The sequence below is a fragment of the Parasphingomonas frigoris genome, from assembly GCF_036663815.1.
Lineage (GTDB): Bacteria > Pseudomonadota > Alphaproteobacteria > Sphingomonadales > Sphingomonadaceae > Sphingomonas.
The window spans coordinates 444870-468873 of the sequence record NZ_JAXOJQ010000003.1; the positions used below are offsets into that span (position 1 = coordinate 444870).

The window sequence follows — 24004 nt, forward strand, 5'->3', positions numbered from 1 at the left end:
CGATGGACATGGAAGGTGCCTTGCGGGCGCGGCTGCTCGCCGCAGCGCCCGTCACGGATCTCGTCGAGCGCCGTGTCACATGGATCGACCGGCCGCAAAAGGACGGCTTGCCCGCGATCACGCTGCAGATCGTCACCGACGAGCGGGTGCAGACCTATTCCGGCTTTGCTGGACTGCAGCCCGGATACGTCCAGGTCGATGTCTGGGCGCTGACCTATGCGGCTGCAAAGGCGCTGAAGGAGGCGATCATCGGCACCGACGCTAGCCCCGGCGCTCTCGTCTCGGGCGGCACCTTCTACGGCATCCGCTTCACCCGTGCCTTCGTGACCGCGCGCGACCTGAGCGAGCGGACCGACACGCAGTTCATCTACCGCCACAGCATCGACCTGAATTTTCACTACGCGACCGCCTGAAGGAGGGCACATAAATGTCTGAAGAATCCACCGGCTTCGGCTCGACGTTCAGCCTCGGCAATCCGATGACGCTGCTCGAACTGGCCCTCATCACCGACATGGGCGACCTGCCATCGTTCGTGCGGGACCTGATCGACACGACCAACTTCAAGTCGGCCGATGGGATCAAGACCTACATCACCAGCCCGGTGCGGGATGGCAACGAGGTCGATTTCGTGATGAACCTCGTGCTCGGTTCGCCGAGCGATCTCGCCTGCAAGGCTGCCATGGCCGACGGCAAAGCGCGCCCGTACAAGATCGTCTGCACCACGGCGACCGGAAGCTATGAGGTTTCCGGCAACTGCCTCGTGCGCGATTACAAGCGCACAAATCCGATGGAGGATGTTCGGAAGGGCACGCTGACGATCAAGTATATCAGCCTGCCGACCGAGGCAGCGGGCGCCGGCGGCGGCGCCTGATGCTGCATGCCTTCTACCATGAGGAGGCGGTGAAGGTTGGCGACGAGGTGTTGCGGCTGACCCTGGACTTCCGCGCGCTCGACGCGATCGAGAGCCACACGAACCGCGCGTTCGATGAGATCCTCCACCAGCTGACTGCGCGGCGCGCCGTCCCGCCCAATTCGCTTGTCGCGCGGGTCGTGTGGGGGCTGCTGCGCACCCACCACCCCGAGGTCGACATCGACCAGGCGATGGGCGTGGTGAACGGCCCGAGCGCGGGCGCGGTCGGCATCGCGATGGGAACCCTGTTCGAGAAGGGTTTCCCCCGCGCCAAGCCGGGGGATGCAAAGGCCAAACCGGCGCACCCCCGGAAGCCGCGTGGAGCATCGAAGCCTTCTTCGTCGCATGGTGCGGCGAAGGATTGAGCCCAGATCGCTTCTGGACTCAGTCGCCGCGATCGTTCGTCGCGGTGATGAAGGGGCGCGCCCACGCGGCCAAAGCAGCATACGAAAATGCCATCGCGGCCGGATATTACAGCGAGCTTTTTGCCCGCCAGAAGAAGTTGAAAACGCTGAGCGCATATCTCGCGCCGGTGGATGACGCGGCGCCGGTGGCGCCCGAACTGGTGCTCGACGCCATGCTGACGCTGCAGGCGCAAGGCGTGCCCATGAAAATCAGGAAAGTGGAGTAACATGGCGGGAGGGTTAATCGGCGCGTTGCGTGTGACGCTCGGCATCGACACGGCAGCATTCGAGGCCGGGTCGAAGCGCGCAGCCGTGACCGCAAAGCGCGATGCGGGCTTGATCGAAAGCAGCTTTTCCAAGGCGTCGAGCGGCGTCAAAACGGCCATGGCCGGCCTCGCCGCAGGCCTGTCGCTCGGTGCCCTAGTCGCTGTCGCGCAGCGTGCGCTCGACTATGCGAGCTCGTTGGACGAGGTCTCGCAGCAGCTCGGCGTGACGTCGAAAGACCTGCAGGAATATCGCTACGCCGCGACGCAGGTCGGTATCTCGCAAGAGGAAATGGACAAGGGGCTCGCCAAGCTCACCGTCACCATGGGCCAGGCGCGCGCGGGTGTGGAAGGGCCGAAAGCCGCTTTCAAGCAGCTGAGCGACTTGCTCGGGAAGGACGTCCTGAAAAGCGCCGCGACCGCGGGCGACGCAATCCCGTTGATCGCCGATGCACTCGAAAAGGTGAAAGACCCCGCACAGCGAGCGGCGCTGGAGGTGTCGCTGTTCGGCAAGACTGGCCAAAAGCTCGACACGTTGCTGGCACCAGGCTCCGGCGCCATCAACGAGATGCGCGACGCCGCGCAACAGTTTGGGCTCGTCCTCTCCGATGACGACATCCAGAACGCCGACAAGACGGCCGACAAGATCGCCGAGGTCAAGCAGGTCCTCGAGGCGAGCATCGCGAAAGCGGTCTCCGAGAACGTCAGCGCGATCTACGATCTGGCCAATGCGCTCGAGGCGCTGATCACCAAGATCCCGTCGGCCATCAACGAGATGGGCAAGTTCTTCGATTATGTGTCGATCGGCTGGAATCGCCTGCAAGTCATGCAGGGAATCGGGGCGGGCAACGCAAATCAGGTCGGCAATAGTCTCGTCAACATTGCCGGCGCTCGCAACGATCTTCAGACGCGCGCCAACTACGGCAAAAAGGGCTGGATGGATGCGCAGCAGAAGAGCGTGCGCGACTATGCCGGTCAGGTGGGCGCCCATGGCGCTGGTGCAGGAACTTCCGATGCTGCCCGCGCATCGGCTGCATCTAAGGCCAAGTCGGACGCTCAAAAAGCGGCCCGCGCTGCGAAGAAGGCTGAAGACGACCGCCAGAAAGAATTGGAACGCTACAACCGTGAAATGTCGGGCCTCCACAAGGATCAGTGGAGCCTTGAAAGCGACCTGACGACCGACATTGAGGCGCGCGCCGAATTCGAGCGCAAGCGGATCCATGAAGCCGCAGCAGCCTACGCCGAAGAGCTGGCATCGAAGGTCGCGCTCGGCGAACTGAGCGCCGCCCATGCGAAGCGCCTGCAGCTCGGTAAGAACTACAACACCAACCTCGAACTGGATCTGGTCGACCAGAAGCTCGACGACGATCGGACGCGGCAGGCGCTGGATCTCAAGGATGCGTCGCTAAGCCTGCAGTCCGATCTTAATCGCGGTGAGCTGGGCGAGGCGAAAACTCAGGCAGAGCGCCGCGTTCTGCAGCAGAACCTGCTCGACATCGAATACGACCGCCAGCGCGCCGCCCTGGAGGCAGTTCTGGCGCTCAACAGCTCCACCCAAGCCGAAAAGGACATCGCGACCGCGCGCCTTGCCCAGCTCCCGACGTTGAAGGCCCAAGATGCCGAGAGCAATCGACGCGCTACGGCCGGTCCGCTCGAGGCCTTCGGCGACAGCCTGCACCGCACCGCAGGGCAAATCGCCGAGGACTTCCAGCAGATCGAGGTCGACGGCATCAAGTCGCTCAACGACGGCCTGATCGATGCGATCGTCAATTCGAAGAGCCTCGGCGACGTCTTCAGCAGCGTTGCCAAGCAGATCCTGGCGGACCTGCTTAAGATCAGCCTGCAGTCGGCGGAATCGTCGCTGTTTGGCAAGGGGTCGGGTGGTGGCGGCGGGTTCCTCGGTTCGCTGCTCGGCGGCATCACGTCCATCTTCGGCGGCGGCCACACGCTCGGCGGATCCAGTATCAGCAGTTCGCTCTTCAAGGGGCTGAGCGCGGGCAACGGCATCAAGGGTCTCGCCGGCGGCGGCACTGTCCAGGTGGGCGGCAGCGGTGGCATCGACACCAACTTGATGAGCATCAACGGCATGCCAGCGGCGCGCGTCAATCGAGGGGAGCATATCAAGGTGGTCCCGAACAAGGAAAGCGATCGAACGGCTGCGCCGATCATCATGCACAACGATTTCCGTGGCGCGGACGCCGATGCTGTGCCGAGGATCGAGGCCAAGCTCGATCAGCTTGATCGAAGTCTCGAGCGTCGTGCGGTTACCGCGGTCGGTGATGCAACCGATCGTCGCGTCCTTCGGAGAGGGTGATGATCATGATCACCTATCCTCGCGCCATGCCCAAAGTCGGCGCCGATTCGATTTCGTTTGAACCGCAACAGGTCGATTACATGAGCCCCGAAAACAGCGGTCGCATCGGTGCGGTCGCGGCGGGCTTCCCGCTATGGCGCATGAAGGTCAGTCTCACCAACATGGCCGAGGCGGACTCGGACGAGTGGCGCGCCTTCATCGCCAGCATGCGAGGCTCGCGGCGGACCTTCTACGCGCGCGATCTGAGCCGACCCTATCCGCGACTGCACAGCGATGGTCGGCCGTTCGGCCCCGCGCCGTCGTCATGGTCGCAGGCGATCACGTCGGATGGCGACGCACTGCTGACGCTCAATGGTATGCTCCCCAACGTCGTGCTCTCGCGCGGCGACTATGTCGGCTTCCGCTGGGACGCTGCCGGCGCGGTAGCAGGATCGCTCGGCCGGCGCGCGCTCGTGCGCGCGGTCGAGCGCGGTATCGTCGGTGCGGACGGTTCGGTGACCCTCACGGTCGAGCCGCCCGTGCCGACGATCGTGCCACCTGGTGCCGCTGCCTACATCGATCACGCATCCTGCCTGATGCGGATCGTCAGCAGCTCGACGCAGCTCGGGGTGCAGGTACCGGGCGGATACACCCCATCGGGCGGCGTGATCGAAGCCGTTCAGGATCTTCTCCCATGAAGCTGTTTTCCGATGATGCCGTCGCTGCGATCCTGAAGGGGGACGCCATCACGACCGGCGCGGTCGAGATCATGACCGAGGAACCGATCCGCGTATGGGGCGGCTATGGCGTGCAGACGCTCGATGGGGAGGATTTCGACGGCATCGGGGACGCGGGGCTCGCATCGGTCTCGGGTGGGGCTCTCGGGGGCGCTGAGCAGAACGTCACGCTGGAATTGTCAGGCGTCGAACCGGAAGTCGTGGCCATGTTCGACGCCTCGACGCTCCGGCGCGTTGTTGCAGTGCTTCGACGGCTGATCTTCGACAGCTCGGGTCACACGCTGTTGCATGCCGAGGTGTTCACGCGCGGGACACTCGATCAGGTTCCGGTGGAGGAGACGCCGGGCGGTGCGTCGACCATCAAGGCGATGGTGGAGACGGCCGCGCGCGGCTTGGGCCGGCGCGGCGGGCGGATGCGCACCGACGCTGACCAGCGATTGATCAAGGCCGACGACGGTGGCTTCAAGTCGATCGCCTATGCCGGGCAGAAGAACCTGTATTGGGGCGGCAAGCGCCCGGCGACCGCTTCCAGTGCGCTACCTGGCGGGGGCGCGGCCGGCGGCCGTTTCTCGCTCGAGGAAGCGCAGTAATGCGCGATTTCGCCGGCCTTCACGAGTTCTTGACCGCGCGCCAGTCGATGCCGTTCGCCTGGGGTGACCATGCGAACGATTGCGTCAGCGCAGCTGCTGCGGCGATCGTCGCGCAGGGGGGCGTGGATCTGCTCGCAGGGATGCACTGGTCGAGCGAAGAGGAAGCCTATGCCGCCCTCGATGCCGCTGGCGGACTGGAGGCGGCAGTCGACGCCTACCTCGAGCCCATCGTGCCGGCTCTCGCAAAGCGCGGCGATATCGGCGGGATCACCGCGGGGAATGGGCTGATCCTCGTGGTTGTCGAAGGTGACACGATTGTCGCACCGGGGCCTGATCGGCTGCGACGGATGCCGCGCTCGATGCTGGTGAAAAGTTGGTCTTCGATATGAAGAACCTGCTCCCGCTCCGATCGCGGATCGGCATCTCGATCGCCAATGGTCTGGCGATGGCGAGCACACCGGCATACGGCGACCCGATTACGGTCGCCGTTTTCGGAACGGCCTTCGCTGCGACCCTCGGCGGTGCGATCGTGACGGCGGTAATATCGTTTGCCATCACTACGATCGCCTCAATGGTGCTGACCAAGCTGTTTGCTCCCAAACAGAATGCGCAGGACCGCCAGGCATCGGTTCTGCAGATCTCCATCGGCGAGGGGCCGCGAGAGGCGTTGTTTGGAGAGATCGCGACCGGCGGATCGTTCGCGGACGGCTTCAACTATGGTGGATCGGACGGCACCGACTGGGAGGCGTTGGTCATTCCGGTCGCCGATCATCGCTGCCATTCGCTCACCGGCTTCTATATCGGCGACGTCTATGTAGCCTTCGCGGGCGATGGGCCGGTCGCGGGCTATGGCGGGCAGCTCGAAGTCTACTGGCGCGAGGGCACCGAAGATCAGGTGATGCCGTCGATCGTCACCACCAATGGCGGCTGGGCGCCGTCGGACAACCTCGCCGGGATCGCGACGGTGATCGTCGCGTACAAGGCCGACAAGCCGGACTCGAAGACGCCGATCTGGACATCTGGCCGGCCGTCGTTCCTTTGGGTGGTGAAGGGGGCGTTGCTCTATCTACCGCGCTTCGACTCGAGCGTTGGCGGTGCGGGTCCGCATCGGTGGGACGATCCGTCGACCCGCGAGTGGTCCGACAATCCGATGGACTGCCGGTATAACTGGGTACGCGGCATCCACGCCTGCGACCGGATCGACGAGCCGGGAATGCTGCTGATCGGTCGCGGCCTGTCGGCGATCGAGGCGCCCCCGGAGGACAGCTTTTCGTTCGCGAACACCTGCGACGAGCCCGTAGCGCTGAAGAACGGCGGTTCCGAAAAGCGCTACCGCTGCAACCTCGTCGTGCGAGCGAACGACGATTACATCTCGACCGAGGAGACCTTTGCCGCGTGCTGCGCCGGCATCATCATCCAGCGGCAAGGTGGCGTACAGGTGGAGCCCGGCTCGGCGCGCAGCGTGGTCGCCGAGATCACCGACGACGATTTCGTCGTGGGCGAGACGATCACCTTCAATGCGTTCGAGAGCGACACGCAGCGGATCAACAGTGTGGTGCCGCGCTATGTCGAGCCGGCGCAGCGCTGGGCGGATCATGCCGCCCCGCTGCGCCGCGACCTCGCCGATCTCGCGATCGATGGCGGCCCGCGCGAGGAACCGCTCTCGCTGATCGCCGTCACGTCGAACACGCAAGCCCAGCGCTGCGGGGAGATCAGGCGGCGCCTGGCGCGGATGGAGCGAACCGCTTCGTTCACGCTCGGCCCGCGTTTCGCGCACCTCGAGGAAGGCGACTGGATCGGCTGGACCTCGGCCCGGCACCTTCGCGGGCAGCGCGTGGTGTTCCGGATCAACAGCTACAGTCTCGCCGCGAGCTGGCGGAACACGCTCTCGATCAAGGAGATCGCGGCGCAAGCCTTTTCGTGGAACCCCGCGGTCGACGAACTTACGCCGGGCGCGGTAGCGGTGCAGCAGACGCCGCCCACGCGTGGAGCCCCTATCGCCTCGGATTGGTCCTTCACCGGGGAGACGATCGCCTCGATGAGCGGATCGCAACCCGCGATCGTCTTCGCTGGTGCCGCAGGCAGCGACTATGTCGAACAAATCGTGTTCGAATACCGGTTGGCAGGCGGCACTGATGCCGATTGGATCGGATCGGAGTTGGCTGGGCCGGGGGTCCGTCGGCGCGAGATTTCCAGCGTGAGCCCCGGTACGTCCTATGACGGTGCGATCTCGTACATCATCGGCGGGGTGCCGACCGAGCGTCTCGTCCTAGGCCCTGTGACCGCCGGTGACCTCTCTGTCGCGGGGGTCGCTACCGCTGGCGACCTCGCGGCCGCCCAATCTACACTGGAGGCGCAGCGAGCCCTGATCGATGCGCAGGCAGCGACCCTGCACGCCTATGACGAGCGCCTAACCGCGCTCGAGTAACCCTTCGCAAAGATTGTGACCGACCCCGCTGGGTGACGCCCGTCGCTCGGTGCCGCCTCTGCCTGTCCGCGAGTGCAACAGTCTATCGCCCCTAGGAGCACAGTATGATCAAGCCCGCGCTGGTGACGCTTGTCGCCAACCGATGGACCCCCTTTGCCTATGTGATCGCGTTTCGCGGTGCAGATCTGTCCGGCGCCGATCTGCATGCGCAGGTGCGGATCGCGAACGACGCGGCGGGGGTGCCACTGATCGACCTGCCGAAGGTCGACAGCGCCACGGCGATCGGCGTGCGTCTCATGGATGTCGACGCCAGCGGGGTTTTGCCGGTCTCCTATGTCCGTCTCCAAATTCCGGGAGACAGGCTCGGGGCGACCCTCCCGGCTGGCAACGAGCTGGGTGCCGATGTCGCACTCGCCTGGGATCTGCTCGTCACGCCGGTCGGGCGCACGCAAGGGCGCTGGATGGGGGGCACGTTCTTCGTCGCGCCTGGCGCGACGCAGCTGGCAGCCGCATCGCTCGCCGACGATCCTTCGCCAGGCGCGGCCGATGCCGTTGCGACGCTGGACGGGGAAGCGCTGTCGGTGACGTTGAGCGGTATCGAGCAGTTCGAGCCGCTGCTCGCGCGCGCTGAAGCGAACGCGAAGATCGCACGAGCTGCTTACCGGATCGTCAGCACCGATGCCGACCTCGCCGCGATCCCGGATGATGAGCGAACCTATGGCCTGCAGGTCTACGTGTTCAATTCGGGCCGGAAGTATGAGTGGGGGCACGGTGCCAGCGGCGATGCGTGGATCGACCTCGGCAGGATCCATACGGGCGGGGCAATGGTCGACGGCCGAGAACCCCTCCGGACATGGGCAGTGGAGGACGCCGACGGGGTAATGCGCCTGTTCCTGGCGATGATGGCGGATAACGGCGCGTTGCGCACCTCGATCCTCGAGGCAGGCCAGATGGAGGTCGCGGGCATCACGTATGACGCTCGTCGCGCGGCGGGCTGGCAATGGGTTCTGGTGAAGATCGATGATGACGGGCGCGCATGGGCTGTCGCTGGCGTGCGCTCGGAAGGCACATGGTTCCCCGCCGCGGCCGAGCCTGCTCGATCCGTATCGACCTACGTCGCCACGCCCACGATTGCCGCGCGCAAGTTCGCGTGGTTCGTCGAAGACGGCCGCTGGATAATCTTTATCGGGCTCGGCCAGTCGCCGGTGGAAGCGTTCAACGGCGATGCCAGCGACGTGGCGATCTCCACCGTGCCGCTCCATCCCTCCGACAGTCTCATGCTCGACGGCACCGACGGGCCGCGGCGTCGTGGTCAGGCGCGAACCACGACGCTCGTCCCGCTGGTCGAGCATACCAACACCACACCGGGCGTTCCGGGCTCATCGTGCAAGGAAACATACTGCTCGAGCTTCGCAAACCATCTGATCCGAGACGTGGCGGCAGCGACCGGCAAGACGCCCAAGATCGTCAGCATGGTCGCGGCATTCGGCGGCCAGTCGATCGCGGGCCTGTCGCGTGGTCAGGATGTCTGGAACGATGCGATCAACTCGGTCGAGGATGCGGTCACGGCAATCCGCGCACTCGGCGGAACGTCGATCCGCACCGTGATCGCTTGGGATCAGGGTGAGGGCGATACAGGCGGCTCGCCGCTCGATCGCGCGGCGGGCGGGACCGGGAAAGGCGCCTGGGTCTACAAGATGATGGTGCAGAAGCTGTTCCGTGAGCTTCGTGCCGACATCATGGCGCGCACCGGCGAGGTCGAGCCGCCCGTTGTGTTCGCGATGCAGCACAGCAGCACCCCGCCCGGCGCGGAGTGGGAGAACAGCAGCCGCTTCGGAATCGTCGAAGCGCATGGGGCCGACAACATCCGCCTGGTCGGCCCGCGATATCAGCTCCCGTACGCCGACGTGATCCACAACACGAGCCGGGGCCGCTATCTGGTCGGTCAGCTTATCGCCAACGCTGTGTCGGAAGAGCACTGCGGCATCGGTTACGCACCTTTGCTCCCGGTCGGCTGGTACTGGACCAGCGCAACCACGCTGGTGGTCGAAATCTCGGTCCTGTCCGGTGCGCTTGTCATCGACACCTCGGACACCGTCGTGAAGACCGCCGGTCTCGCCAATCAGGGCTTCGCGTTCGACGATGGCAGCGGCTCTCCACCTGCGATCACGAATGTTCAAGTCTGGGGAAGCCTGATCGGATTCACATTTGCGCGCGCTCCGACTGGTCCTCGCCCCCGCCTTGCCCCGGCGATCACGCGCAACAGCGGAAACACGGCGCAGGACGGCCCGGTGATCGGCGCGCGCTGCACGATCCGCAACGACGTCGCGCTCCCGACGATCGGCGGCGGCAATCAGTACCAGTGGCTTTGCGCCTTCCCGCTCAACCTCTTCTGATAGGAACGATCCATGTTTTCAGGTCCCGCTATGATCCTGTCTCGCGACAGGTCGGCCCCTGCGCTGCAAACCGAGGAAGTTATCCTTCTTCATGCGAGCGGCTTCGTCGATCGTGGCTTGGCCGCCCTGTATATGTTCGGCGAAAGCGGCGGCACTTCGTTCGCCGATGCGCTGGGCGGTCCGCCTGGCAATCTCGACTTTCTCGTCGACAGCAACAACGCCTTTTCGCGGCTTCCGAAAGGCGGCGTATCACTGTCCGGCGCCCAGTTCATCAGCTTCCCGGCATACGAAGCTAACGCGCCCTGGACCTTGCTCACCGCTGGCGCGATCGTCGGCGACGCTGGGGCCGAGTTCGAGAAGATTACCGGCTACATCGGGCACCGCACGGCATACGGTGCCAACGCGCGCGGCACCTATCTCTATGCTCGTGGCGCAACGAGCTGGGGCGCGCCGGCCAATGTGACCGACTATTTCCAGCACCGGACCAACGGCGGCGGTGAAGCGGTCGACGTTGCGCTTTCCCCGATCGATCAAAATGCTGCGTCGGTGCATCACCTGATCGCACATTCGTACGATGGCGCAGGTGCGCTCATTTCGACGCTCTACGATGCCGCGGGAACCGTTGTGGCAACCGTCGAGACGCCGGTAACGCCAGCGCAGCTTTTCGGCATCTCGGGCGCGATCATGTCGATGCTTCAGCCGGTAATTGGTGGCCTAAGCGAGGTCTTTGACGGTGCCCGGCAGCATTTCGAGTTCGTAGCTCGGTACACTCGCGCGCTGACGGACTTCTCTGCCGCCGAGCTGCAGATTCAGGTTGCCACGGCCGTGCGGCTTGGCGCCGCGCGCATGCGTCCGTGGGCCTAGCCCGGACCTGATCGGTATACTTCTGCCGGCCGCGCGGGACGCCGGCCGAGGCCATCAAGCATCGGAGGGAATTGATGTCGAACGATAGCATCGCGGCGGAAGCCGTCGCGAGCGGCCCCCGCACGGCCGCGCCTCCCAGCTTCGACGGCCACGGCTGGCTCGTCGTCGTCAACCTCGCCTTCATGACGGCATGCTTCGTCCTGTTTTCGATGCTGGCGGTCAACATGGCGGTGTCGATGTGGAATAACCGCGCACAGGACAGCTGGCGGCATCCGGTAACGATCTGGCGGATGATCGGCTTCCTGCTCGGTCTCGCCGGCTTCATCCGGTTCGGGCTCGCCGCTGCGGTGCTATGGGGATGGAACCCGGATTATCCCAGCGCGACGGCGCTCCTGTTGACGCTCCAGCGCGTGTTCGATCCGGTCGCGGCGCTCTGCGGGGTCGCTGCCATCGCCACGTTCAAGGTCTCCGAGCGCGGCATGGTCGAGCAGCTGCGCCGTCGGCCGTTCCCGATCGACATGTGGGCGTCGCTGCCGATGCTCAAGCGCCCTGCCGCCATCGCGCTGCTCAGCCTGATCGCCGCGATCGGTGTGGTGTCGACGCGATGATCTGGAAGGCTGTGCTGCCGCTCGCGGCGGCGGCGCCGATCGCGGTGACGGCTGCGGGAACCAAGGGGGCGATGGTGGGCGAACCGACGATCTGGATCGTGCTGGGCTATCCGTTCGAGGCGGGCAGCATGATCGCGGCGCTGTGCGCGTGCCTGGCGGTCCGCTTCTGGGCGGTCCAGAAGGACTATGTACGGCATCGCTGGTCGCTCGATCTCCCGGTCGCTGCGATCGCGCTGATGTTCACCGCGGCGGCCGTCATCGCGGTGCGCCCGACGCCGCTGGTCGCGCTGCTGCTGGGCACTGGCCTGGGCGTGCTCGGCGCCGGAATCATCGCGATTGCCAAGAAATACGTCGACCGGTGGCTCGGCGACATCACCGGCACGACACCCGCGCAGTAACCGGTCGCGCCTCGACGCGGCCATTTCAAAGGAAGTGCTATGACGAAACCGCCACAAGCAGCGGCCGACCCCGTGCGTGCGCCGCAGAAGAAGCCCCTGACCGCGCTCGCTGCCGCGATTGGCATCGCGGGCGCCGCGATCCTCGCCCCGTTCGTCTCGGGCTGGGAGAGCGGCGGACAGCAGCACCTTGTCCCCTATCTCGACATCGTCGGCGTCTGGACGCAGTGCGATGGCGAAACACTCGGCGTGACGGCCCGATCGCCGAAAGAGACGCCGGAAGGGTGCGCGGTCAAGCTCGACAAGCGCCTCGCCGGCTTCGCGCAGGCGGTTGCGGCCTGCTCGCCTGGCCTGCGCGGTCACGACTATCAATGGTCGGCTGCGACGAGCCTCGCCTACAATATCGGGACGACTGCCTATTGCGGCTCGACGGTCGATCGTCGGTTCGACGCCGGCCAGTGGGCGGCGGCCTGCGACGCATTCCTGATGTGGAACAAGGCCGGCGGCAAGGTGGTGGCAGGCCTCGCGAACCGGCGCCGCGCCGAGCGCGCGCTCTGCCTGACGGGGCTGCCGAAGTGACCGGGCTGCTCACCGAGCTCAATCCGGTGTCGGCCTCCAGGCTGAAGCGGCTCGGCGCCGTGCTCCTGGTCGTCATCGTCGCGGCGGCAATCTTCGGCCTGGTCGTGTTCGCGCTGGCGAAGGTCTGGCCGCGCACCGATCCGACACCGGTCGCCGTCGCGCGCAAGGACGAAAAGACCGCTCAGCACACCGCGAACGCGATCGGCGCTGAGACCGAGGCCGCGACTACGGACGCGACCGTCCATATCGATCTGACGACGAAGGAAATCCATGATGCGTTTTCGACCCTGCAAGCGCCGCAGCCCGTTGCTGGTGGCAATCCTCGCTATCTCCCTGCCGCTCCTGTCGACCGGCTGCGTAACCGCCTCAATGAAAGCATCGCGCGCGCGAACCGCGCGGCCGGAGATGCCGCAGAGAGCCGCTGAACTGGCGCAGACCGAAAGGCTCGAGCCGCTCGGCGCGCGCGCCGCGCCGGGTGACGATGTGGCGATCAGCGGCGCCGTGCTCGAGGAACTCTACGACAGGCTCGGCGAAGCCGTCGGCGCGGTCGAGAAGCTCAACACCCGCATCGTCGCGAACACGCGCCTTTGGGTGTGTACCGATGCGATCTTCAAGACCGGCAAAGCGCCGGCGGGCTGTCCGCAGCCGAAATAGACTGACCCTCGCCGGGCTTCGCCGCCCCCGCACCCTGACCACTTTTCATCGAGGATAATTTCTATGGCACGCACCCCCGGCGCACGCGCGCGCGGCTACGTCACCGTCAATCCGAGCAAGGCCATCTTCCCACCTGGTGCGCCGGTCGGCCCTTATCCGGGCAGTGGCGGGCCGCTTGCTCCTATCAATTTGTCCCGGCCTGCAGTTTCGGGCACGGCTCAAGAAGGTCAAATCCTGACGGCAACGGCCGGCGTGTGGTTGGGATCGCCAACGGGATACTCTTATCTTTGGTATCGTGGTGGTGTAGCGATCGCCGGGTCGGTCAATTCGACACGCACGTTGACGGCTGCCGATATCGGCGCAGTCATGACATGCGTCGTGACCGCAACCAACGCTGGGGGTTCAACTGCGGCGACCAGCTCCGGAACGGTGGCCGTGATCGCAGCGGCAGTGCCTGTTCCGGTGAACTCTGTCGCACCGGTGGTCACCGGCAATGCTTTGGTGGGTTCTGTCCTCACGACTGGCAACGGTACCTGGAGCGGCTCGCCGACGGGCTACGCCTACGCCTGGCGCCGCGACGGCGTTGACATCAGTGGCGCGTCGAACGCGACCTATACCCTGGTAACCGCGGACGCGGGGCATAGCATCACTTGCCGCGTTTACGCCACCAACACCGGTGGCACCGCTGGAGCAACGTCGAATGCCGTCGCAGCGAGCGCGATGCCGACAGTCACGATCTCCGCAGCCCAGTCCAAGTCCGAAGGCAACAGCGGCGCCTCGCTCTACACCTATACCGTGACCCGCTCGACGGCGATCGGCGCGGCCTTGGTGCCTTGGTCCTTCACCGCGGGTGGGACGGATGCGACCGATTACACCGGCGGCACCCTGCCAGCGGGCGGCAACGTCAGTATGGCCGATGGCGTGGCGGCCGGCACGATCGTGATCAGCGTCAACGGCGATACTGTCGTCGAGGGCGACGAGACGTTCACGGTGCTGATCTCGACGCCGGCCGGGTATGTCGCGGGCGCGGCAACCTCGGCTACGGGGACGATCTTGAACGATGACACCGGGTCGTCGCTGGTCGATTATATGGCGGCTGACGGCAGCACGTTCGCTTTCTACGGTATCGCGACCAATCCGAATGCGGTTTACGACGCGACGGCGAATAAGACCTTCGCCGCTTGGGAGCGATGGGATGGCATCCAGCGCGTCTGCCAGGTCGACACCTATGACCACGCTGCGCAGGCTTGGGCAGGGTCTGCCGTTGCCGGCACCAGCGTGCTTCGGAACGATGATCACGGGTGCCCCGCCTTGGCCGTGAGCCCGGCCGGTTACCTGTTCGCGTTCTTCGGCCCGCACAGCAACAAGATGCGAGTGCGGATCAGCCAAAATTCGCGCGACGCAAGCTCGTGGAAGGCCATCGGCGATCTCGGCGCGACGCTGACCTACCCGCATCCGGTCTTTGTCGGCACCGATCTGCATTTCTTTGCCCGCTCCGAAATCGGCGCGTCCAACAAAATGACCCTCGTCCACTATCTCGCGCCAACCGTGACGGGAAACTCGCCGGTATTCGGCGCGGAAGAGACACTCGTCGATTACGGGGTCGATACCCGCTTCTACATCGGCAACACCAAGCTCGGTCCCGATGGCTTCATCTGGATCGTGGGCACGCGCGGCAACTACGGGGACGACTATCGGCGCGATATCTACCTGTACCGGTACAACCCAGCGAACGGCGATGTCGCCAATATGGACGGATCGGTGGTTACCCCGATCGCGAGCCGCCCGATCTCGCTGGCGACGGCACAGGCAAGCTATCGCGTCGTCACCACTGACGCGACCACGAACGTCAACCCCGCGAGCAGCGCCAATATTCCGCAAATTTGCTGGGACTCGGCGGGCAATCTCCATCTGATCTGGGGCGACGGCTCGACGGCGACGAACACCATTATTTATCATTCAATCCGCGCCGCTGCCGGCGGGGCGCTCAGCGCGCCGACACCGATCGCGCTTCAACAAAACCGGTATAATGGCTATGGCATCCGCGCCAGCGGAACGGGCCTCGAGGTTTTGGCCTCGATCAGCCCGGACGGAACGCGAGGGGGGACCATCTATCAGTATACTCGCCCTTCGGGCGGCGCTTGGTCTACGGGCCAGCTTGTCCGTGCGCCTGCGACGGGATACCCGCTCGACGAGCCGATGGCGGTCTTCAACGGCACCGATGAACTTTCCTGGATGTTCGCGGAGGTCGCGGGGGGTGGCGCGAGCAGCAATTCGTCGGTTAGCTCTGACGACAATGCCGGATTTCAGCGTGTCTTTGGGTGGGGTTCGGGTGGCTACAAGCAGCGCAGCCCCGACCCGCAACTGGCCCTTAACCGAACGAGCGTGAAGGCTGGCCTGGCCGTTGGCGACCTCGTGGCGTTAATCACTTCTCGCCAGCCCCGTGAGGCGCTTTCCATTACCGATGCGAGCGGGAAATTTGCTATTTCCGGCCGCAAGGTGGTGGTGGCTGCGAGCCTGACTCCTGGAACCTACCCGATCACCATCACGTCGGTATTCCGGGGCTACACGGCCTCGGCCAACTTCAATCTGACGGTAGCTGCAGCGGTGGACGTGACCGACATCGCGCTTGCCCGGTACGACCTGCTTGAAGGTTCGGGGCAGACGCTGCTCGACACGTCTGGCCATGGGCTTAACGGGTTCCTGGGTATTTCGACCAGCGAGACGGCGACGGATATGATCCGCGTCGCGACCGGCCTGCAGAACAATAGCGCAGGCCAGTTGGGCACGACATTCCCGTACCAGCCTGTGATGAACCAACCGGCGATGCACGTTCTGGCCGCGGTGCAGCTTCTTACGAGCACCGGGGGCGGCATCATCGTCGCGCGGCGAAACGGGTTTCTCAACCAGCAAGTTTTCGGTTTCGACATACTGACCGGTCGTCTCCGCTGGACCAACTACGATAAAACCGGAAGCGCGGTAGCCGCGCTTAATCCGACCGCCACTCTTGCTGTCAATCAGTGGGCCTTGGTCGAAGCCGAAGTGTCGGGCACCTCTGTCATTTTGCGGCAAGATGGGGTCGATATCTATTCGGCTACCCTATCCACGGCGATGGTCCCGGCCAATTCAGCTGACCTCTCAATCGGGTCGGTGATCGGGGCAGCTGGAACGCTAGGAACTTCGCTCCGCGGTTCGATCGGGTGTGTCCACGCTTACCCGCGTCCGCTGGGTACGTCCGAAGCGGCGGCGGCTCGCACGGTGATCAAAAACCTGATGGCGGCGCGTGGAGTGACGCTGCCTTAATTTGCACAGGCCTGCCGCTAACGCCTTCGACTAAAAGCTTGCCGCGGTGTCTGGCGGCTCTGGCTTGTCCTTCGGGTCGAGCCAGAGCCGAATTTTATCGCGGCTAGGCTTTTCGAGGAAGCGATAGGTAAGTGTCGAGACAGCGAACGTGATCGGCATCACCGTCAACACCAGAGCTACGAACGAATATTCTAGACCGAAACGGCCAAGGATCGGACGCAGAGCTTCGATCACTAGCATGTGCATGAGATAAACCGAAAACGATATATCCCCGAGATATACGAGCCTCGGCCCGGACAATGCGGCAGCGCTGATTGAGCGCCCTGTCGCGAGGCCGGCGACCAGGAGTGGGAAGAGCGGGATGAGGATCCATGGTTCAATGTGGGTCACCGGCACTGAGCACAGCGTCGCGACGGTCGCTAGTGCGAGGGCATCCGTCCGCCAGCCTCGCATGGGATTTTTAGACGACTTCCAGATCAGGTAGGCTGCCCACCCGCCAGCAAACTCGATCATTGCCCGAGCTAAGGCCAGCCATCCGCGATGCGGGGGCACACTCAAAGGCAGTATGTACAGGGCGACTGTGAGGCCGACCAACAAGACGGAAACCGTGAGAATTATCCACGGAACACGGACCCTCCGGCTTGCAGCGACGATGATCGGAAACAGGAGAATGTAGGTCCACACCTCGACGCTGATCGACCAGGAAGGGCTGTTCCAGAACAGGTTGCGCCCGACGATCGGCATCGCGGTCAACATGCTGAACTCGCGTATCCCTTGTCCAATCGTGAGCGACGGGTCTCGGGGTGAACCGCCCAATTTCCATTGAATGACGAGGATGAGCGCCATCGCCAGCGCGGTGACGATGTGCAGGGGATAGATTCGAGCAAACCGAGCGACCGCAAACTTCCGCCAGTTGATCGGGCGGCTCAGGTAGCTCAGGGCGAGAACGAAACCTGAGAGAACGAAAAATAGATCAACCGCCCACTGACCAGGTATACCGCCCGTCGCCGTGCGATCAGCGAGCGACCATCTCCAGCAATGATGCAGTACCACTGCGGCGGCTGCTACGCCGCGCAGGCCGGTCAACGAGTGAATGGTCTGCCTCGTGCCGGCTGGCGGTATTGTCGTCATGACCATTCGGTAGCTGGAGGCGAAGTGCGCAGCAAGCGTCTGCGATCCTCCCTAGACCTCAACAGGATCCTCCCCGAACCACCACGCTGGAACGCGGAAGAGCGCGGCAAGCAGGTTCCGGTCGATCGCCGGCAGCGTCGAGGGATGCCCCTCACGAACGAAGTCGGCGAGGTATCCGCGGCGCCGACGGAGCATGCGCGAGAGGGCGGCGAAGCTGAAGTCCTGTTCGCGTGCTAGACGCTCAAGGATCTCGGCCGGCGTGCCGATCGGGCCGGGCTTCACGCGGCCACCCGATGGCGCTCAAGCATGGCGTCGACCGCAGTGGAGCCGAAGTCGCGAAAGATGCTCTGCCACATCGCCCCGGCCTCGGCCCACGTGCGATCGTCGAGCGTGCCGTGCCGACGGCTCTCCCATAGCGCCTCAGCCATTTCCTCGCGGAGGCCCTCAAGGTCGTTCGCGGTGCACAACCGGCACCGGCCATCGTGAGTCGTATCGTCCATAAGGCCGATATAGGCTTTCGCATTTGTTCTCACAATGTTCTAGCTGAGTCGCGACAAGTTTCCGTCGATAATGGCCAATGCGTTGAGGCGAATTCGTCCCTATTATAGCGCCGAAGGAGACCTTCGATGGATCTGCAAAAAGCGATCGAGGCGGCAGCGCGCGCACTCTGCCGACTGGCCGGCATCCCTGAGAACTCTCGGTTCGAGGGTAGGGCGATGTGGGAAAGCTATGTGCCGGAGGCCACGGCCGCGATCGACGCAGCGCTTCCGCATCTTATCGAAAAAAGTTAGACAAGATCGCAAGGTCGCGAGGGGGATTTAAACGTTAAGTTAGGCGGTTAGACAAACTAAGCGACTGTAATTTGGTGGTTATGCCTATCCCATTGGGCCCACCACCTCCGGAATTCGTGTCGCGCTATTCACGGGCGGTTCGCTGCCGCACCTGTTACGCAGGGCGCGCGTGAGCCGCGCCGTTCCGGCTCGAGGAGCCCGTGAGTGTCCGATCCCGCCGCGACGGTGCCGATCCCCTCGGTTCTCGAGGATGCGCAGCCGCGTCCGGCCGGGCTGCTCGGCGCGCTCGGGCCCGGACTCGTGACCGGGGCGGCCGACGACGACCCGAGCGGGATCGCGACCTACAGCCAGGTCGGCGCGCAATTCGGCTACAGCCTCGGCTGGGTCATGCTGTTCAGCTACCCGCTGATGGTCGTCACGCAGGAGATTGCGGCGCGGATCGGCTGCGTCACCGGGGTCGGCATCGCGCAGAACCTGCGGCGGCATTACCCGCCTGCGCTGTTGCGCGGGGTCGTGCTTCTGCTGGTGGTCGCCAACGTCATCAATCTCGGCGCCGATCTCGGGGCGATGGGGGCCGCGGTCGGCTTGCTGATCGGCGGGCCGGAACATCTCTACACCGTGCTGTTCGGCATCGTCTGCGTGCTGCTCGAAGTGTTCATGGACTATCCGCGCTACGCCGCGGTGCTCAAATGGACGACGCTGTCGCTGTTCGCCTATGTCGGGGTGGTGTTCGCAGCGCACGTCTCGGTCTGGCCGGCGCTCAGCGCGACGCTGATCCCGCATTTCAGCTTCGATGCCGCGCACGCCACCGCGCTGGTCGCGATCCTCGGCACGACGATCTCGCCCTATCTGTTCTTCTGGCAGAGCGGGCAGGAGGTCGAGGAGCAGCACCGCCGCCACGCCAAGCCGCTGTGCATCGCACCGCGGGATGCCGGCCCCGAACTGGCGCGGATCCGCACCGATACGATCGTCGGGATGGGGTTTTCCAACCTGATCGCCTGGTTCATCATCCTGGCGACCGCCGCGACGCTCAATGCGCACGGCATGACCGACATCCAGACATCGTCACAAGCCGCCGAGGCGCTGCGGCCGATCGCCGGGGTGTTCACCTTCGGCCTGTTCGCGCTCGGCATCATCGGCACGGGCATGCTGGCGGTTCCCGTGCTCGCCGGGTCGGCGGCGTACGGTGTCAGCGAGATGTTTGGCTGGACCTCGGGCCTGCGCCGCAAGCCGCGCGAAGCCCGCGCTTTCTATGCGGTGATCGCGGTCGCGACGCTGGCCGGCGCGGCGATCAATTTCACGGCGATCGACCCGATCAAGGCGCTCTACTGGAGCGCGGTGGTCAACGGCCTGCTCGCCGCGCCGCTGATGGCGGTGATGCTGCTGATCGCGCTCAACCGGCGGATCATGGGGCGGCTCACGCTCGGCCGGCCGATGGCGTTGCTCGGCGGGGTGGCGACGCTGGTGATGGTGGCCGCGTCGATCGGTTTCTTCCTTCTATAGGATCTGTCGAACGGTTGGGCGCAGCGCGGGGGACGCGTTCAGCTGCGGTTCGTACAGCCATGTCCAATGCGCCCGCAGCACGACGCGCTCGCGTCGCCCAACAGACGAGACGACATAGAAACGATGACATGCGGATGAAGGCGCTGACGAAAGCGCTCCAAGGGACGATCACCGCCGCCACGCTCGCGGCAACGCTGGCCACGGCGCCTGCCGAGGCGCGGAAGCCCGCGCGGGTGTCGGCGCTGGTGCTCAACGCGGCGAGCGGCCAGACGCTCTATGCCGACGCCGCCGGCACGGTGCGGGCGCCCGCCTCGCTGACCAAGATGATGACCCTCTATCTCGCGTTCGAGGCGCTGGCGGACGGGCGCCTGCGGCCGACAACGCCGATCCTGATCTCGCGCCACGCCGCGCGCCAGCCCGCCTCGCGGCTCGGCATCGCGGCGGGCAAGACGCTGTCGACGCAGACCGCGCTCGGCGTGATCGCGGTCGATTCGGCCAATGACGTCACCGTCGCGCTGGCCGAGACGCTCGGCGGCACCGAGCAGCGCTTCGTCGCGCAGATGAACGCGACCGCACAGCGGCTCGGCCTGCGCGACACGCAGTTCGCCAATGCGACCGGCCTGCGCAATCCGGGCAACCGCACCACCGCGCGCGACGTGGCAATGCTGTCGATCGCGCTGCTGCGCCGCTTCCCGACCGCCTACCGCACCTTCGCGACGCGGTCGGTCACCTGGCAGCGGCGCAGGATGGTCAACCACAACCATCTGCTCGGGCGCGTCACCGGGGTCGATGGCATCAAGACCGGCTACACCAGCGACGCCGGCTACAATCTCGCCGCCTCGGCCAAGCGCGGCAACAAGCGGATCATCGTCGTGGTGCTCGGCGAGCGCAGCGCCGCCGCGCGCGATACCCGCGTCGCCAACTTGCTCGAGCTCGGCTTCGGCCCGCCGGTGGCGGTACGCGCGCCAGCCCGGGGGCGGCAGCGCTCCTAGCAACTCGCGCCGCGCTCCGGCGTTGCAACGGATCCCCAGCTTGTGTCGGCGCGAGCGCGCGGCAAAGGAGAGTGCATGACGTTGCCCGAATCCGATCCGCGACATCCCCCCTGGCCGATCATCGCGGTGGCCGCCACGGCGCTGGCGGGGGGCATGCTGCTGCTGGTCGGCGCGCTGTTCGATCACGGCGTGCAGTTCCGCTTCGATCGCGCCCTGCTGCTGTGGGTGCGCGGCGGGGTCGCGCACGGCGTGCCGCCGGGGCCGGCGTGGCTGACGCAGACCGCACTCGACGTGACCGCGCTCGGCGGACCGACCGTCCTGCTGCTAATCGCGGTATTGGCGGCCGGGTTGCTCATACTCCAGCGGCACTGGTTGACGCTCGGGCTGGTGCTGAGCGGGACGATCAGCGGCGCGCTGGTGGTCACAGCGGTCAAGGCGCTGGTCGGGCGGACGCGGCCCGAAGTGACCGACCACCTCGTCCAGGTCTACAATGCCAGCTTCCCCAGCGGCCATGCCGCCAACAGCGCGTGCGTCTATCTGACGCTCGCGCTGCTGCTCCAGCCGATCACCGATCGTCGCTCGGTGCGACGCTACATCGTCGGCGCCGCAGTCCTGCTCGTCACCGCGATCGGTTGCAGCCGCGTCTATCTCGGCGTGCATTGGCCAAGCGACGTGCTGGCCGGCTGGACCTTCGGCGGGTTGTGGGCGGTCGCGTGGTGGGCGCTCGGCGCGGCGCTGCGGTTGCGGATCGCACGAGGTACGACCGGCCGCTGACCGCCGTTCCGCGCACCGTTCATCTGCCCGCAAGGTTGTACAGGGCACCGCTGACCACGCAGAGCCGAATCGTTTCCGGGAGTCGACGAAAGGGCCTTGTGATAATATCTCATCACATATAGTGCGCTGCACAACGAAGTTTGAAAGGCTGCCTCCCGCATGATCCGAGCCACTCTGTTGTCCAGCGTTGCCCTCTTGGCATTCACCCCGGTCGTCGCTCTCGCCGCCCCCGAAGCCGCGCCCGCGCCGATCACCGACGCCGCCGCGACCGCTGACGATGGCCAGGGTGCGTCGGGCGCGGCCCGAACCGGCCCCGACATCGTCATCACCGGCCGTCTCGACGCGGCGCGCGCCTCGATCCAGCCGAGCCTCGGCGCGACGACCTACACGATCACCAGCGAGACGATCAAAGCGCTCCCCGGCGGCGAGAATTTGCAGCTCAACCAGATCCTGCTGCAGTTGCCGGGTGTCGTGCAGGATGGCGGCGGCCAGTTCCACGTCCGCGACGACCACAACAATCTGCAATATCGCATCAACGGCACGATCCTGCCCGAGGGCGTCGCGGTCTTTGGCCAGACGCTGAGCCCGCGCCTGGTCGAGCGGTTCGACCTGCGCACCGGCGCGCTCCCCGCGCAATATGGCCTGCGCACCGCCGGCATCATCGACATCACCACCAAGAACGGCTTCAAGAATGGTGGCCAGGTGTCGCTCTATGGCGGCACCAACGACACGGTACAGCCAAGCTTCGACTATGGCGGCTCGACCGGCAACACCAACTACTTCGTCACCGGCAGCTTCAAGCACAGCAACATCGGGATCGAAGCGGTCGATGGCAGCCGCACCCCGCTGCATGACCAGACCAACCAGTATCAGGGCTTCGCCTATGTCGATCACACGCTCAACGAGAACAATCGCGTCTCGTTCATGGGCGGCTATTCCGACCAGAGCTTCCAGATCCCCAATCCGCGCGGGCTGACGCCGAGCAACGGCTATAATGTGGGCGGCGTCACCAATTTCCGCAGCGAGGATCTCGACGAGCGCCAGCACGAGCGCACCGCGTTCGGGCTCGCCAGCCTGCTCCACGATGCCGGCCCGGTGACGCTGCAAGCCTCGCTGTTCGCGCGCTATTCGTCGCTGCGCTACACCCCCGACGTGACCGGCGAACTGCTGTTCAACGGCATCGCGCAAAAGGCGTTCAAGCAGGACTTCACCTTCGGCGGGCAGTTCGAAGGCGTCTATCGCGTGTCCGACGCGCACACGTTGCGCGCCGGTGCGATCATCTCGCGCGATCGCAGCAATTCGCAGACCAGCAGCCAGGTGTTCCCGCTCGACGCCAACGGCGCGCAGGCGGGCCAGCCGATCACGATCGTCGACAACAATGCGACGACCGAGATGGCCTACAGCGTCTACCTGCAGGACGAATGGAAGATCGCCGAGCCCCTGATCGTCAATTTCGGCGGCCGCTTCGACCATTATGACGGCTTCCGCTCCGAATCGCAGTTCAGCCCGCGGGTCAACGCGGTGCTGACGCCATCGAAGGGGCTGACGCTGCATGCCGGCTATGCGCGCTATTTCTCGCCCGCGCCCTTCTCGAACGTCGCGACGACGAGCGTTCTCAAGTTCCGCGGCACCAGCGCGCAGGCACCGGGCGACGACGGTGTCACGACCCCGCTTGCCACCGCCCCGTTCGCCGAGCGGCAGGATTATTTCGATATCGGCGCGCAGCAGAAGCTCGGCAGCTTCACGATCGGCATCGATGCCTATCATCGCCGCTCGCGCAATCTCGTTGACGAAGGCCAGTTCGGCGCGCCGATCATCCTGACGCCGTTCAACTATGCGCGCGGGCGGATCGACGGGATCGAGGGCAACGTCTCGTACCAGCACGGGCCGTGGCTCGCGTACGCCAATTTCGCCTACGCCAAGGCACAGGGGCGCGGGATCGCCTCGGGGCAGTTCAACTTCGATCCGGCCGACGTCGCGACGATCGCCAAGACCTACATCTATCTCGACCATGACCAGACCTACACCGGCTCGGCAGGGGCGTCGTATCGCTTCGACCAAGGCGTCCTGCGCGACAGCAAGTTCGGCGGGAGCATGATCTACGGGTCGGGGCTGCGCAAGGATGGCGACGTGCCCAACGGTGGCAAGCTGACGCCGTACGCGGTCTTCAACCTGACCGCGAGCCATGACTTCAAGGCGCCGGGGATCGAGGTGCGCTTCGACGTGCTCAACGTCGCCGACCGCGTCTATGAGATTCGCGACGGGTCGGGCGTCGGCGTCGGGGCGCCGCAATTCGGCGCACGGCGTGGCTTCATGTTCGGCATCAGCAAGACGATCTGACGATCGGCCCTCCTCTCTCGCGTGCGGGAGAGGAGGAAGCACCTCGCAT

General features: G+C 65.2%; 25 protein-coding genes. 22 read left to right on the forward strand and 3 right to left on the reverse strand.

Features of this window, described 5'->3' with window-relative positions:
* Positions 1 to 2 precede the first annotated feature (2 nt).
* The 17 genes from gp17 (at position 3) to U1872_RS12580 (ending at position 16424) form a co-directional block, all read left to right on the forward strand.
* Positions 3 to 413, forward strand: coding sequence for a tail completion protein gp17 (gp17, locus tag U1872_RS12500; protein WP_332793221.1), 411 nt, complete (start codon positions 3 to 5; stop codon positions 411 to 413).
* A 14-nt stretch (positions 414 to 427) separates the two neighbouring features.
* Positions 428 to 871, forward strand: coding sequence for a hypothetical protein (locus tag U1872_RS12505; RefSeq protein WP_332793222.1), 444 nt, complete (start codon positions 428 to 430; stop codon positions 869 to 871).
* Positions 871 to 1275 carry a hypothetical protein gene (locus U1872_RS12510; RefSeq protein ID WP_332793223.1) on the forward strand — a complete coding sequence of 135 codons (405 nt, stop codon included), beginning with the start codon at positions 871 to 873 and terminating at the stop codon, positions 1273 to 1275. The genes U1872_RS12505 and U1872_RS12510 overlap by 1 nt, the downstream gene beginning before the upstream one ends.
* Positions 1272 to 1541: a hypothetical protein gene (locus U1872_RS12515; RefSeq protein WP_332793224.1), complete on the forward strand. Its 270-nt coding sequence runs from the start codon at positions 1272 to 1274 to the stop codon at positions 1539 to 1541. Before U1872_RS12510 ends, U1872_RS12515 begins: the two co-directional genes overlap by 4 nt.
* A gap of 1 nt (position 1542) precedes the next feature.
* A complete protein-coding gene (locus tag U1872_RS12520; protein ID WP_332793225.1) occupies positions 1543 to 3891 on the forward strand; it encodes a phage tail tape measure protein in 2349 nt (782 codons plus the stop codon).
* Positions 3891 to 4568 carry a hypothetical protein gene (locus U1872_RS12525; RefSeq protein WP_332793226.1) on the forward strand — a complete coding sequence of 226 codons (678 nt, stop codon included), beginning with the start codon at positions 3891 to 3893 and terminating at the stop codon, positions 4566 to 4568. Before U1872_RS12520 ends, U1872_RS12525 begins: the two co-directional genes overlap by 1 nt.
* Positions 4565 to 5197 carry a hypothetical protein gene (locus U1872_RS12530; protein ID WP_332793227.1) on the forward strand — a complete coding sequence of 211 codons (633 nt, stop codon included), beginning with the start codon at positions 4565 to 4567 and terminating at the stop codon, positions 5195 to 5197. The genes U1872_RS12525 and U1872_RS12530 overlap by 4 nt, the downstream gene beginning before the upstream one ends.
* A complete protein-coding gene (locus U1872_RS12535; RefSeq protein WP_332793228.1) occupies positions 5197 to 5586 on the forward strand; it encodes a DUF6950 family protein in 390 nt (129 codons plus the stop codon). Before U1872_RS12530 ends, U1872_RS12535 begins: the two co-directional genes overlap by 1 nt.
* Positions 5583 to 7625, forward strand: coding sequence for a phage tail protein (locus U1872_RS12540; protein WP_332793229.1), 2043 nt, complete (start codon positions 5583 to 5585; stop codon positions 7623 to 7625). The genes U1872_RS12535 and U1872_RS12540 overlap by 4 nt, the downstream gene beginning before the upstream one ends.
* Before the next feature lie 104 nt (positions 7626 to 7729).
* Positions 7730 to 10021: a sialate O-acetylesterase gene (locus U1872_RS12545; protein WP_332793230.1), complete on the forward strand. Its 2292-nt coding sequence runs from the start codon at positions 7730 to 7732 to the stop codon at positions 10019 to 10021.
* A 30-nt stretch (positions 10022 to 10051) separates the two neighbouring features.
* Positions 10052 to 10885, forward strand: a complete 834-nt coding sequence (locus U1872_RS12550; RefSeq protein ID WP_332793231.1) for a hypothetical protein — start codon at positions 10052 to 10054, stop codon at positions 10883 to 10885.
* 74 nt (positions 10886 to 10959) lie between these two features.
* Positions 10960 to 11493, forward strand: a complete 534-nt coding sequence (locus tag U1872_RS12555; RefSeq protein WP_332793232.1) for a hypothetical protein — start codon at positions 10960 to 10962, stop codon at positions 11491 to 11493.
* The gene (locus tag U1872_RS12560) at positions 11490 to 11891 is read left to right on the forward strand and encodes a hypothetical protein (protein ID WP_332793233.1); all 402 of its coding nucleotides are present in this window, start codon (positions 11490 to 11492) and stop codon (positions 11889 to 11891) included. The genes U1872_RS12555 and U1872_RS12560 overlap by 4 nt, the downstream gene beginning before the upstream one ends.
* 39 nt (positions 11892 to 11930) lie before the next feature.
* A complete protein-coding gene (locus U1872_RS12565; RefSeq protein WP_332793234.1) occupies positions 11931 to 12467 on the forward strand; it encodes a lysozyme in 537 nt (178 codons plus the stop codon).
* A complete protein-coding gene (locus tag U1872_RS12570; RefSeq protein ID WP_332793235.1) occupies positions 12464 to 12892 on the forward strand; it encodes a hypothetical protein in 429 nt (142 codons plus the stop codon). The genes U1872_RS12565 and U1872_RS12570 overlap by 4 nt, the downstream gene beginning before the upstream one ends.
* A complete protein-coding gene (locus U1872_RS12575; RefSeq protein ID WP_332793236.1) occupies positions 12873 to 13121 on the forward strand; it encodes a hypothetical protein in 249 nt (82 codons plus the stop codon). Before U1872_RS12570 ends, U1872_RS12575 begins: the two co-directional genes overlap by 20 nt.
* 63 nt (positions 13122 to 13184) lie before the next feature.
* Positions 13185 to 16424 (forward strand): BNR-4 repeat-containing protein, encoded by a 3240-nt coding sequence (locus tag U1872_RS12580; protein WP_332793237.1) that lies wholly within the window; start codon positions 13185 to 13187, stop codon positions 16422 to 16424.
* Positions 16425 to 16454: 30 nt separating this feature from the next.
* Here U1872_RS12580 and U1872_RS12585 read toward each other — a convergent pair whose 3' ends face one another.
* From U1872_RS12585 to U1872_RS12595, 3 genes are read right to left on the reverse strand one after another with little or no spacing between them, the layout of a single operon-like run.
* Complete coding sequence (locus U1872_RS12585; RefSeq protein WP_332793238.1) at positions 16455 to 17555, reverse strand: acyltransferase family protein; 1101 nt, start codon at positions 17553 to 17555, stop codon at positions 16455 to 16457.
* A gap of 51 nt (positions 17556 to 17606) precedes the next feature.
* Positions 17607 to 17837 (reverse strand): peptidase S24, encoded by a 231-nt coding sequence (locus tag U1872_RS12590; protein ID WP_332793239.1) that lies wholly within the window; start codon positions 17835 to 17837, stop codon positions 17607 to 17609.
* Positions 17834 to 18055 (reverse strand): hypothetical protein, encoded by a 222-nt coding sequence (locus U1872_RS12595; RefSeq protein ID WP_332793240.1) that lies wholly within the window; start codon positions 18053 to 18055, stop codon positions 17834 to 17836. The genes U1872_RS12590 and U1872_RS12595 overlap by 4 nt, the downstream gene beginning before the upstream one ends.
* A 126-nt stretch (positions 18056 to 18181) precedes the next feature.
* On the opposite strand from U1872_RS12595, the gene U1872_RS12600 reads away from it, so the two are divergent.
* The 5 genes from U1872_RS12600 (at position 18182) to U1872_RS12620 (ending at position 23955) form a co-directional block, all read left to right on the forward strand.
* Positions 18182 to 18346 carry a hypothetical protein gene (locus U1872_RS12600; protein ID WP_332793241.1) on the forward strand — a complete coding sequence of 55 codons (165 nt, stop codon included), beginning with the start codon at positions 18182 to 18184 and terminating at the stop codon, positions 18344 to 18346.
* Between the two features lie 204 nt (positions 18347 to 18550).
* Positions 18551 to 19849 carry an NRAMP family divalent metal transporter gene (locus U1872_RS12605; protein WP_332793242.1) on the forward strand — a complete coding sequence of 433 codons (1299 nt, stop codon included), beginning with the start codon at positions 18551 to 18553 and terminating at the stop codon, positions 19847 to 19849.
* A 134-nt stretch (positions 19850 to 19983) separates the two neighbouring features.
* Complete coding sequence (locus U1872_RS12610; RefSeq protein ID WP_332793243.1) at positions 19984 to 20841, forward strand: D-alanyl-D-alanine carboxypeptidase family protein; 858 nt, start codon at positions 19984 to 19986, stop codon at positions 20839 to 20841.
* A gap of 75 nt (positions 20842 to 20916) precedes the next feature.
* Entirely contained in the window at positions 20917 to 21615 is a 699-nt protein-coding gene (locus tag U1872_RS12615) for a phosphatase PAP2 family protein (RefSeq protein WP_332793244.1), read from the forward strand.
* A 159-nt stretch (positions 21616 to 21774) separates the two neighbouring features.
* Complete coding sequence (locus U1872_RS12620) at positions 21775 to 23955, forward strand: TonB-dependent receptor (RefSeq protein ID WP_332793245.1); 2181 nt, start codon at positions 21775 to 21777, stop codon at positions 23953 to 23955.
* Positions 23956 to 24004: the final 49 nt, after the last annotated feature.

Bases quoted from the DNA above. Each gene is read 5' to 3' on its own strand.
- U1872_RS12600 (WP_332793241.1), top strand. From the start codon at position 18,182: ATGGATCTGCAAAAAGCGATCGAGGCGGCAGCGCGCGCACTCTGCCGA.
- U1872_RS12620 (WP_332793245.1), top strand. From the start codon at position 21,775: ATGATCCGAGCCACTCTGTTGTCCAGCGTTGCCCTCTTGGCATTCACC.
- U1872_RS12555 (WP_332793232.1), top strand. From the start codon at position 10,960: ATGTCGAACGATAGCATCGCGGCGGAAGCCGTCGCGAGCGGCCCCCGC.
- U1872_RS12565 (WP_332793234.1), top strand. From the start codon at position 11,931: ATGACGAAACCGCCACAAGCAGCGGCCGACCCCGTGCGTGCGCCGCAG.
- U1872_RS12615 (WP_332793244.1), top strand. From the start codon at position 20,917: ATGACGTTGCCCGAATCCGATCCGCGACATCCCCCCTGGCCGATCATC.
- U1872_RS12550 (WP_332793231.1), top strand. From the start codon at position 10,052: ATGATCCTGTCTCGCGACAGGTCGGCCCCTGCGCTGCAAACCGAGGAA.
- U1872_RS12595 (WP_332793240.1), bottom strand. From the start codon at position 18,055: ATGGACGATACGACTCACGATGGCCGGTGCCGGTTGTGCACCGCGAAC.
- U1872_RS12545 (WP_332793230.1), top strand. From the start codon at position 7,730: ATGATCAAGCCCGCGCTGGTGACGCTTGTCGCCAACCGATGGACCCCC.
- U1872_RS12585 (WP_332793238.1), bottom strand. From the start codon at position 17,555: ATGACGACAATACCGCCAGCCGGCACGAGGCAGACCATTCACTCGTTG.
- U1872_RS12575 (WP_332793236.1), top strand. From the start codon at position 12,873: ATGCCGCAGAGAGCCGCTGAACTGGCGCAGACCGAAAGGCTCGAGCCG.
- U1872_RS12505 (WP_332793222.1), top strand. From the start codon at position 428: ATGTCTGAAGAATCCACCGGCTTCGGCTCGACGTTCAGCCTCGGCAAT.
- U1872_RS12520 (WP_332793225.1), top strand. From the start codon at position 1,543: ATGGCGGGAGGGTTAATCGGCGCGTTGCGTGTGACGCTCGGCATCGAC.
- gp17 (WP_332793221.1), top strand. From the start codon at position 3: ATGGACATGGAAGGTGCCTTGCGGGCGCGGCTGCTCGCCGCAGCGCCC.
- U1872_RS12560 (WP_332793233.1), top strand. From the start codon at position 11,490: ATGATCTGGAAGGCTGTGCTGCCGCTCGCGGCGGCGGCGCCGATCGCG.
- U1872_RS12525 (WP_332793226.1), top strand. From the start codon at position 3,891: ATGATCATGATCACCTATCCTCGCGCCATGCCCAAAGTCGGCGCCGAT.
- U1872_RS12610 (WP_332793243.1), top strand. From the start codon at position 19,984: ATGAAGGCGCTGACGAAAGCGCTCCAAGGGACGATCACCGCCGCCACG.
- U1872_RS12540 (WP_332793229.1), top strand. From the start codon at position 5,583: ATGAAGAACCTGCTCCCGCTCCGATCGCGGATCGGCATCTCGATCGCC.
- U1872_RS12535 (WP_332793228.1), top strand. From the start codon at position 5,197: ATGCGCGATTTCGCCGGCCTTCACGAGTTCTTGACCGCGCGCCAGTCG.
- U1872_RS12530 (WP_332793227.1), top strand. From the start codon at position 4,565: ATGAAGCTGTTTTCCGATGATGCCGTCGCTGCGATCCTGAAGGGGGAC.
- U1872_RS12580 (WP_332793237.1), top strand. From the start codon at position 13,185: ATGGCACGCACCCCCGGCGCACGCGCGCGCGGCTACGTCACCGTCAAT.
- U1872_RS12510 (WP_332793223.1), top strand. From the start codon at position 871: ATGCTGCATGCCTTCTACCATGAGGAGGCGGTGAAGGTTGGCGACGAG.